This is a genomic window from Faecalimicrobium dakarense, assembly GCF_000499525.1.
Taxonomy (GTDB): Bacteria; Bacillota; Clostridia; order Peptostreptococcales; family Peptostreptococcaceae; genus Faecalimicrobium; species Faecalimicrobium dakarense.
Window position 1 is genome coordinate 1 of sequence record NZ_HG529286.1, and the last position, 521, is coordinate 521.

Annotated in this window: 1 protein-coding gene; it reads right to left on the reverse strand. The window is 21.1% G+C overall.

Annotated elements, in window-relative coordinates:
- Positions 1–47: 47 nt before the first annotated feature.
- On the reverse strand, positions 48–386 hold the full coding sequence (locus tag BN899_RS06335; protein ID WP_042273874.1) for a phage holin family protein: 339 nt from the start codon (positions 384–386) through the stop codon (positions 48–50).
- Between the last annotated feature and the right edge of the window lie 135 nt (positions 387–521).

Sequence of the window (521 nt, forward strand, 5' to 3'; positions counted from 1 at the left end):
AAGCTACTAATTTTTAGTAGCTTTTTATTATGAATATATGATTATATTTAGTCTAGTATATTATAAAGTATAGTATTAGCTATTGATAATAGTATAGAGGCTCCAATAGCGCTTATAAAACCATATAAATTAACTCCAGGAACTATTGTAAATGCTAACTTTAAAACAACTGCATTTATAACTAAAGAAAATAATCCTAAAGTTAAAAAAGTTATAGGAAGTGAGAAAAATTGTATTAATGGCTTAACTGTTAGGTTAAGTAATCCAAATATTAATGTCAATATTAATAATGATTTAAGAGAACTTATATACATACTATCCATTAAGTGTGATACTAAGTATAAAGATATAGCATTGACTACAATAAATAATGATATTTTCTTCATATTCTACTCTCCTTTCAAATTATAATATAATTTAGTATATAACTATAGAAGTATATTTTATACTAATATGAAAAATTATATAAACAAAAATAATTATTAGCAAGTTACATATACAATAAAAAATGTAGATACTAT